Origin of the sequence: Bacillus changyiensis, from assembly GCF_027706145.1 — a bacterium.
In the GTDB taxonomy this organism is placed as follows: Bacteria; Bacillota; Bacilli; order Bacillales; family Bacillaceae; genus Bacillus; species Bacillus changyiensis.
In genome coordinates this window covers 52,488-61,083 of the sequence record NZ_JAQFWW010000008.1, presented here as the reverse complement: position 1 = coordinate 61,083, position 8,596 = coordinate 52,488, and the positions used below count along the sequence as shown (strand labels likewise).

7 protein-coding genes and 1 rRNA gene are annotated in these 8,596 nt (G+C 39.1%); all 8 read left to right on the top strand.

The window, feature by feature from the left end; all coding sequences use genetic code 11:
• Nucleotides 1–5: 5 nt before the first annotated feature.
• The 8 genes from rrf (at nucleotide 6) to PDT38_RS17890 (ending at nucleotide 8,593) form a co-directional block, all read left to right on the top strand.
• Nucleotides 6–121, top strand: a 5S ribosomal RNA gene (gene rrf, locus PDT38_RS17925).
• Between the two features lie 178 nt (nucleotides 122–299).
• The gene (locus PDT38_RS17920; protein ID WP_270803442.1) at nucleotides 300–764 is read left to right on the top strand and encodes a CtsR family transcriptional regulator; all 465 of its coding nucleotides are present in this window, start codon (nucleotides 300–302) and stop codon (nucleotides 762–764) included.
• A gap of 14 nt (nucleotides 765–778) precedes the next feature.
• On the top strand, nucleotides 779–1,333 hold the full coding sequence (locus PDT38_RS17915; RefSeq protein WP_270803441.1) for a UvrB/UvrC motif-containing protein: 555 nt from the start codon (nucleotides 779–781) through the stop codon (nucleotides 1,331–1,333).
• Nucleotides 1,333–2,403 (top strand): protein arginine kinase, encoded by a 1,071-nt coding sequence (locus PDT38_RS17910; RefSeq protein ID WP_270803440.1) that lies wholly within the window; start codon nucleotides 1,333–1,335, stop codon nucleotides 2,401–2,403. Before PDT38_RS17915 ends, PDT38_RS17910 begins: the two co-directional genes overlap by 1 nt.
• A 17-nt stretch (nucleotides 2,404–2,420) precedes the next feature.
• Complete coding sequence (gene clpC / locus PDT38_RS17905) at nucleotides 2,421–4,853, top strand: ATP-dependent protease ATP-binding subunit ClpC (protein WP_270803439.1); 2,433 nt, start codon at nucleotides 2,421–2,423, stop codon at nucleotides 4,851–4,853.
• Between the two features lie 78 nt (nucleotides 4,854–4,931).
• Nucleotides 4,932–6,311: a DNA repair protein RadA gene (gene radA / locus PDT38_RS17900; protein WP_270803438.1), complete on the top strand. Its 1,380-nt coding sequence runs from the start codon at nucleotides 4,932–4,934 to the stop codon at nucleotides 6,309–6,311.
• A gap of 3 nt (nucleotides 6,312–6,314) precedes the next feature.
• Nucleotides 6,315–7,388 (top strand): DNA integrity scanning diadenylate cyclase DisA, encoded by a 1,074-nt coding sequence (gene disA, locus PDT38_RS17895; protein ID WP_270803437.1) that lies wholly within the window; start codon nucleotides 6,315–6,317, stop codon nucleotides 7,386–7,388.
• 116 nt (nucleotides 7,389–7,504) lie between these two features.
• A complete protein-coding gene (locus PDT38_RS17890; RefSeq protein WP_270803436.1) occupies nucleotides 7,505–8,593 on the top strand; it encodes a PIN/TRAM domain-containing protein in 1,089 nt (362 codons plus the stop codon).
• Nucleotides 8,594–8,596: the final 3 nt, after the last annotated feature.

Genomic DNA, 8,596 nt, shown 5'->3' with positions numbered 1-8,596 from the left:
ATTTGTTTGGTGGCGATAGCGAAGAGGTCACACCCGTTCCCATACCGAACACGGAAGTTAAGCTCTTCAGCGCCGATGGTAGTTGGGGGTTTCCCCCTGTGAGAGTAGGACGCCGCCAAGCGATTAAGAAGATCAGCAGAAAAAGCTGATCTTTTTTTGTTTTCTTTTTATTTTAGGTTTTATGAAGTCAAAAGTGGAAATAATAAAGAATAAGAGTAATTAGTTGAAAAAAGTTTAAAAAGCACTTATAGTAAATTTAAAGTCAAATATAGTCAAAGTCAAGTGAAGGAGGAGGTTGAGTGGGAAAGAATATTTCCGATATTATTGAACAGTATTTGAAACAAGTTCTAGAAAAAAATGGAAAGGAAATTTTGGAGATTAAACGAAGTGAAGTCGCCAACAAATTTCAGTGTGTTCCTTCCCAAATCAATTATGTCATTAATACGCGATTTACAAGTGAGCGTGGATATATTGTAGAGAGCAAGCGGGGCGGCGGTGGATATATTCGAATTATTAAAATTAAAATGAACGATAAGATCGATTTGATTAACAATATTATAGATCAAATTTACACTAGACTTCCCCAAGCTGCCTCAGATGACATTATCTTGCGTTTGTTAGAAAGTGGAGTTGTGACGGAAAGTGAGGCTAAGTTGATGGTCAGTGTAATGGATCGTTCAGTTCTATATATTGATTTGCCTGAGCGTGATGAGTTAAGGGCAAGAATGATGAAGGCCATGCTGACCTCTCTTAAATTTAAATAAAGCGGGTGAAAAGCATGATTTGTCAAGAATGTAAAGAAAGACCGGCTACTTTTCACTTTACAAAAGTCATTAACGGTGAAAAAAGAGAAATGCATATATGTGAACAATGTGCGAAAGAGAACAGTGAATCATATTCTATGAATGAAAATAACGGATTTTCTATTCATAACTTATTATCTGGACTTTTAAACATTGATTCAGCTTTTACAAACAGTGAAGCTAAAATTTTTAAACAGCCTGAACAAATTTTACGCTGTAAAAAGTGTAATATGACCTTTCCTGAGTTTCGTCAAACAGGACGTTTTGGCTGTTCGGAGTGTTATAAAACATTTCACTCATACATTACTCCGATTTTAAGAAAAGTTCACAGCGGCAATACTGTTCATGCAGGAAAAATTCCAAAACGAATTGGTGGTAACCTTCATGTTAGAAGACAAGTTGATACATTGAAAAAAGAATTAAAAGAATTAATTCAGCAGGAAGAGTTTGAAAAAGCCGCCAATATTAGAGACGAAATTCGTGCGCTTGAGCAAAGTCTAAGTGAAAACAAGAAGGAGGGGGAAGACTGATGTCGCTACAGCATTTTATACAGAATGCTTTAAGTAGTTGGATGCGGCAAGAAGGTCCTGAAAGTGACATCGTGCTGAGCAGCCGGATTCGTCTTGCCCGTAATTTAGAGAAAGTGCGTTTCCCTTCACGATTTTCTAATGAAGAAGCATCAGCGATTATTGCTTTATTTGAAGAACAGTTTACCGGATATGAACCCCATAAAATAGGGAAATTTGAAATGGTAAAAATGAGTCAAATACAACCACTAGAAAAAAGGGTTTTAGTTGAAAAACATTTGATCAGTCCCCATTTGACGGAAGCTCCTTTTGGTGCATGTCTCCTTTCTGAAAACGAAGAAGTAAGCATCATGTTAAATGAAGAAGATCATGTGAGAATTCAATGTCTTTTCCCTGGTTTTCAGCTATCTGAAGCTTTAAAAGTAGCAAATCGAGTTGATGATTGGATGGAAGATAAAATCGATTATGCTTTTACAGAACAAAGGGGCTATTTAACAAGTTGTCCTACAAATGTAGGGACAGGGATGCGAGCTTCCGTTATGATGCACCTTCCTGCTTTAGTGTTGACTAGGCAAATTAATCGAATTATTCCAGCAATTAATCAATTAGGTCTAGTTGTAAGAGGAATTTACGGTGAAGGTAGCGAAGCATTAGGAAATATCTTTCAAATTTCTAATCAAATTACTCTTGGGAAATCAGAAATTGACATTGTTGAAGATTTAAACAGTGTTGTCGTCCAGTTGATTGAACAAGAGCGTTCAGCAAGAAAGGCGCTTTATCAAACTTCGCAAGTTGGGTTGGAAGATCGTGTCTATAGGTCATACGGTGTATTATCCAACTGTCGGATGATTGAATCCAAAGAGACGGCCAAATGTCTCTCAGATGTACGGCTTGGGATTGATCTGGGCATAATAAAAGGTCTTTCCAGCAATATTTTAAATGAGCTTATGATTTTAACTCAGCCCGGTTTTCTTCAACAATATTCTGGAAGTGAACTAAGTGCTGACGAAAGGGATGTTAGAAGAGCAACTCTTATTAGAGAACGGCTTAAATTAGAGGATAATGGTGAATGATAGGAGGATGAAACGGTATGATGTTTGGGAGATTTACTGAAAGAGCGCAAAAAGTGCTTGCGCTTGCTCAAGAAGAAGCTTTGCGTCTTGGTCACAATAATATTGGAACTGAACATATTTTGCTTGGGCTTGTCAGAGAAGGCGAAGGAATTGCTGCAAAAGCATTGCAAGCCTCAGGTCTAAGTCCTGAGAAAATTCAAAAAGAGGTTGAAAGCCTGATCGGTCGCGGTCAAGAGATGACCCACAATGCCCCTTATACACCAAGGGCTAAAAAAGTGACTGAACTGGCATTCGATGAAGCAAGAAAGCTTGGTCATTCATATGTGGGAACAGAACATATCCTCCTTGGTCTTATTCGGGAAGGAGAAGGAGTAGCTGCACGAGTGTTGAACAACCTAGGTGTCAGCCTAAATAAAGCGAGGCAACAGGTGTTGCAGCTTTTGGGTAGTAATGAGAGCGGTGGTACAGCATCTGGAGCGAATAGTAATGCCAATACACCAACACTGGACAGTTTAGCTCGAGATCTGACCACAATTGCTAAAGAAGGCAGTCTTGACCCTGTTATCGGTCGTAGCAAAGAGATTCAACGTGTGATTGAAGTGCTGAGCCGCAGAACAAAGAATAACCCTGTTTTAATTGGTGAACCGGGTGTAGGTAAAACAGCGATAGCTGAAGGATTAGCACAACAGATTATTAACAATGAAGTTCCAGAAATTTTGCGTGACAAACGGGTCATGACGCTTGATATGGGAACTGTAGTTGCAGGAACGAAATACCGTGGAGAATTTGAAGATCGTCTTAAAAAAGTGATGGATGAAATTCGTCAAGCAGGTAATATCATTCTATTTATTGATGAACTTCATACACTAATTGGAGCAGGAGGAGCAGAAGGCGCTATCGATGCTTCAAATATCCTGAAACCTTCTTTGGCCCGCGGTGAGCTACAGTGTATCGGGGCGACAACACTTGATGAATACCGTAAATATATTGAAAAAGATGCTGCATTAGAACGACGTTTTCAGCCAATTCAGGTCGATCAACCATCACCTGAGGAGAGTATTCAAATTTTAAAAGGTCTTAGGGACCGCTATGAAGCTCATCATCGTGTCTCAATTACAGATGAAGCAATCGAAGCGGCTGTCAAGCTGTCTGATCGTTACATCTCTGATCGCTTCTTACCTGATAAAGCGATTGATTTAATCGATGAGGCTGGTTCAAAAGTTCGTTTACGTTCCTTTACAACGCCACCAAAATTAAAAGAGCTTGAACAAAAGCTTGACGAGGTTCGTAAAGAAAAAGATGCCGCTGTTCAAAGTCAAGAATTTGAAAAAGCAGCTTCATTGCGTGACACAGAACAGCGTCTGCGGGAAAAAGTTGAAGAAACAAAGAAAACATGGAAAGAAAAGCAAGGACAAGAAAACTCCGAAGTGACAGTTGATGATATTGCGATGGTGGTATCAAGCTGGACTGGAGTGCCGGTTTCAAAGATTGCTCAAACTGAAACAGATAAACTGTTAAATATGGAAAACATTTTGCATTCTAGAGTAATCGGACAGGATGAAGCAGTGGTTGCTGTAGCGAAAGCTGTCAGACGTGCTCGGGCTGGATTAAAAGATCCAAAACGTCCGATTGGTTCATTTATTTTCCTTGGTCCGACAGGTGTAGGTAAGACTGAGCTTGCCCGTGCGCTTGCAGAATCTATTTTTGGTGATGAAGAAGCGATGATTCGCATCGATATGTCAGAGTACATGGAGAAGCATTCAACATCAAGACTCGTTGGCTCACCTCCAGGTTATGTTGGTTATGATGAAGGCGGACAGCTAACTGAAAAAGTGAGAAGAAAACCATATTCAGTTGTCCTGCTGGATGAGATTGAAAAAGCTCATCCAGACGTATTCAATATTTTGTTGCAAGTTCTTGAAGACGGCCGTTTGACAGACTCAAAAGGACGTACAGTCGATTTCAGAAACACCATCTTAATTATGACTTCAAATGTAGGGGCTAGTGAACTGAGACGCAATAAATATGTTGGGTTTAATGTTCAGGATGAAACCCAGACCTATAAAGATATGAAAGATAAAGTGATGGGTGAGTTAAAGCGTGCCTTTAGACCTGAATTCATCAATCGTATTGATGAGATTATTGTTTTCCACTCTCTTGAGAAAAAACATTTGAAAGACATTGTTTCGCTCATGTCAGAACAGTTGACAAAGCGCTTGAAAGAACAGGATCTTTCAATTGAACTATCTGAAGCAGCGATAGAAAAAATTGCTGAAGAAGGTGTCGATCTTGAATACGGTGCTCGTCCGCTCAGAAGAGCTATTCAAAAACATGTTGAAGATCGGCTTTCAGAAGAACTTCTAAAAGGTCAAATTAAAAAAGGACAGCATATTTTGCTAGATGTGGAAAACGGAGACTTTGTCGTAAAAACAGAAGTTAAAACGAACTAATATAGAGACAAAAGAAAGAGGCATACAATTTGATTCGTATGCCTCACTTTCATATAAAGAGGAGCGTCAAAATGAGCTATGGCTAAAACAAAAACTAAATTTATTTGCCAATCATGCGGCTATGAATCTCCCAAGTGGATGGGGAAGTGTCCGGGATGTGGCACGTGGAACATGATGGTAGAAGAAATGATAAAAAAACCTACCGCCAACAGAAGAACAGCTTTTTCTCATTCGGTTGAAAAAGTACAGAAGCCTTCTCCTATCTCATCGATTGAAACAACAGAAGAACCGCGAATTAAAACGCAATTAGGCGAATTTAACCGTGTATTAGGAAACGGTATCGTCAAAGGTTCACTTGTCTTAATTGGTGGTGATCCAGGGATCGGAAAGTCGACTTTACTGTTGCAAGTATCAGCTCAGCTTGCAGAATCGAATGCAACGGTCTTATATATTTCAGGAGAAGAATCTGTCAAACAAACGAAGTTAAGAGCGGATCGATTAGGTATCAATAGTCCGGCTCTACACGTTTTATCTGAAACCGATATGGAGTATATTACGTCTTCTATAGAAGAGATGAATCCTTCATTTGTTGTGGTTGATTCGATTCAAACTGTCTATCAAAGTGATATTACCTCTGCACCAGGCAGTGTGTCACAAGTAAGAGAGTGCACAGCTGAACTAATGAGAATAGCAAAAACAAAAGGAATCCCAATATTTATTGTTGGGCATGTAACAAAAGAAGGTTCGATTGCCGGACCAAGACTGCTGGAACATATGGTCGATACAGTCCTTTATTTTGAAGGTGAGCGACACCATACATTTCGGATTTTAAGAGCTGTTAAAAATCGATTTGGATCAACTAATGAGATGGGCATTTTTGAAATGAGGGAAGAAGGCCTTACAGAGGTATTAAACCCCTCTGAAATATTTCTTGAAGAACGCTCTGCAGGTGCTGCTGGCTCAAGTGTAGTCGCTTCAATGGAAGGAACTAGACCAGTTCTTGTTGAAATACAAGCACTCATATCTCCTACAAGTTTTGGTAATCCACGCAGAATGGCAACTGGAATTGACCATAACCGAGTGTCGCTATTAATGGCCGTCCTGGAAAAAAGAGTGGGGCTACTTTTGCAAAATCAAGACGCCTATTTAAAGGTAGCTGGTGGAGTGAAGCTAGATGAACCGGCAATTGATTTAGCTGTAGCCGTAAGCATCGCTTCAAGCTTTAAAGATGCCCCGCCACATCCGACAGATTGTTTTATCGGGGAGGTTGGTTTAACAGGAGAAGTTCGAAGAGTGTCTAGGATTGAACAGCGAGTTCAGGAGGCGGCAAAGCTTGGGTTTAAGAGAATGATCATCCCATCAGCAAATTTGGAAGGATGGACCAGACCGAAAGGAATTGAGGTTATCGGTGTGGAAAATGTAGCTGAGGCTCTTCGAACTTCACTAGGAGGATCATAATAGATGGAAAAAGATAAAAAAGGGGCGAAACAAGACCTTTCAGAAATATTGCAGTTTGTTGCTCCAGGTACACCTATACGCGAGGGGATTGAAAATGTACTTCGAGCGAAAACTGGTGGATTAATTGTTGTTGGTTTTAATGACAAAGTAAAAGTAGTGGTTGATGGCGGATTCCATATTAATTCTTCTTTTTCTCCGGCTCATTTATATGAGTTGGCGAAAATGGATGGCGCTATTATCCTTAGTGATTCAGGACAAAAGATTTTATATGCAAATACACAACTTATGCCTGAGGCGACGATCGCTTCTTCAGAAACAGGAATGCGGCACAGGACAGCTGAGCGAGTTGCTAAACAGACTGGATGTCTGGTGATCGCCATATCTGAGAGACGAAATGTCATCACACTCTATCAAAAAAGTATGAAGTATATTCTTAAAGATATTGGCTTTATCTTAACAAAAGCCAATCAAGCGATTCAGACGCTAGAAAAGTACAAGCTGATTTTGGATCATGCGATTTCCACATTGAATGCCCTGGAGTTTGAAGAGCTCGTGTCATTTAGTGATGTCATATCTGTTCTCCATCGATATGAAATGGTGCTTAGAATTAAAAATGAGATTAATATGTATATTACAGAGCTTGGAACTGAAGGACATTTAATAAGACTGCAAGTAAGCGAACTCATAACCGATATGGAACAAGAAGCGGCTCTTTTTGTAAAAGACTATGTCAAAGAAAAAGTTAAAGATCCATTTGTTCTTTTAAAGCAACTTCAAGATATGTCCAGCTTTGAATTGTTGGATGATAGCATTTTATTAAAACTTCTTGGGTACTCAGCTTCAACGAATATGGAGGACTATGTTTTTCCACGTGGTTACAGACTTCTTCACAAAATTCCAAGGTTGCCGATGCCGATTGTCGAAAATGTTGTTGAAGCATTTGGTCATCTTAAGCTAATCATAGAAGCGGATATGAAAGAATTAGACGAAGTAGACGGAATCGGTACAGTTCGCGCCCAAAAAATCAAGAATGGCCTTAAAGGGCTACAAGAAAAACATTATATCGATCGACCATAGTAGTCTTTTTTGAATGAATGATTAAAACATGAAATATCTGGGTATAATATTTTTAATTTTATTTTACTGACAGTTCTATTTATGAACTATTGAACATTAAAAAAGGAGGTGAAGGTATGTTAAAACGAATAGTTCAGGCGTTCTTTGCGATTTTGGGTGGCGTTATCGGTGTTTTTCTCGTACCGGAATTGTTTGTACTGTTGAACGTGAAGGACATACCTTTAGTAACAAATCCGTATGTATCTGCTTGTTTGGGGGCTATTATCTTTTTTCTTATTGGCATCTGGTGTGCGGATTATGTGATCAATTGGTTGAAAAGAATTGAGGACTCTTTAATAAAAGCCCCTGTTTCAGACTTGTTGTTTGGATCATTAGGACTGGTTTTCGGGCTTTTACTGGCATATCTTATTGTTAATCTTATCCCGTTGAAATATTTCCCATATCAGTTAATCGGCACTGTCATTCCCCTTGTATTAGCTGCACTTCTTGGTTATTTGGGATTCAGGGTAGGTTTTAAGAAAAAAGATGAGATTCTCACTCTTTTCACATCTCGAAAGAAAAAAGGTACTGTTGAAGAGGAGCATACTAGAGAAGATAAAAGGCTGAAAATATTAGACACAAGTGTTATTATAGACGGAAGAATCGCTGATATTTGTCAAACAGGTTTTCTTGAAGGTGTTATCGTGATTCCTCAATTCGTTCTTGGTGAACTTCAGCATATCGCTGACTCATCTGACGTTCTTAAACGGAACAGAGGTCGAAGAGGTCTTGATATTTTAAATAGAATTCAAAAAGAATTAAATATCAAGGTTGAAATTTATGAAGGCGATTTTGAAGATATTCAAGAAGTTGACAGTAAACTAGTCAAACTTGCAAAGTTAACTTCAGGTGTTGTTGTCACAAATGACTTTAATTTAAATAAAGTGTGTGAACTTCAAAAGGTGGCTGTTCTTAATATTAATGATTTGGCCAATGCTGTTAAGCCTGTCGTGCTTCCTGGTGAAGAGATGAAGGTACAGGTGATAAAAGACGGTAAAGAACATAATCAAGGTGTCGGTTATTTGGATGATGGCACAATGATCGTTGTTGAAGAAGGTCGAAACTATATTGGTAAACATATCGATGTGCTCGTGACCAGTGTACTGCAGACAGCTGCGGGAAGAATGATATTCGCGAAACCGAAACTGCTGGAGAAGGCGCTGTAAAAA

Bases quoted from the DNA above. Each gene is read 5' to 3' on its own strand.
- PDT38_RS17915 (WP_270803441.1), top strand. From the start codon at position 779: ATGATTTGTCAAGAATGTAAAGAAAGACCGGCTACTTTTCACTTTACA.
- PDT38_RS17910 (WP_270803440.1), top strand. From the start codon at position 1,333: ATGTCGCTACAGCATTTTATACAGAATGCTTTAAGTAGTTGGATGCGG.
- clpC (WP_270803439.1), top strand. From the start codon at position 2,421: ATGATGTTTGGGAGATTTACTGAAAGAGCGCAAAAAGTGCTTGCGCTT.
- radA (WP_270803438.1), top strand. From the start codon at position 4,932: ATGGCTAAAACAAAAACTAAATTTATTTGCCAATCATGCGGCTATGAA.
- disA (WP_270803437.1), top strand. From the start codon at position 6,315: ATGGAAAAAGATAAAAAAGGGGCGAAACAAGACCTTTCAGAAATATTG.
- PDT38_RS17890 (WP_270803436.1), top strand. From the start codon at position 7,505: ATGTTAAAACGAATAGTTCAGGCGTTCTTTGCGATTTTGGGTGGCGTT.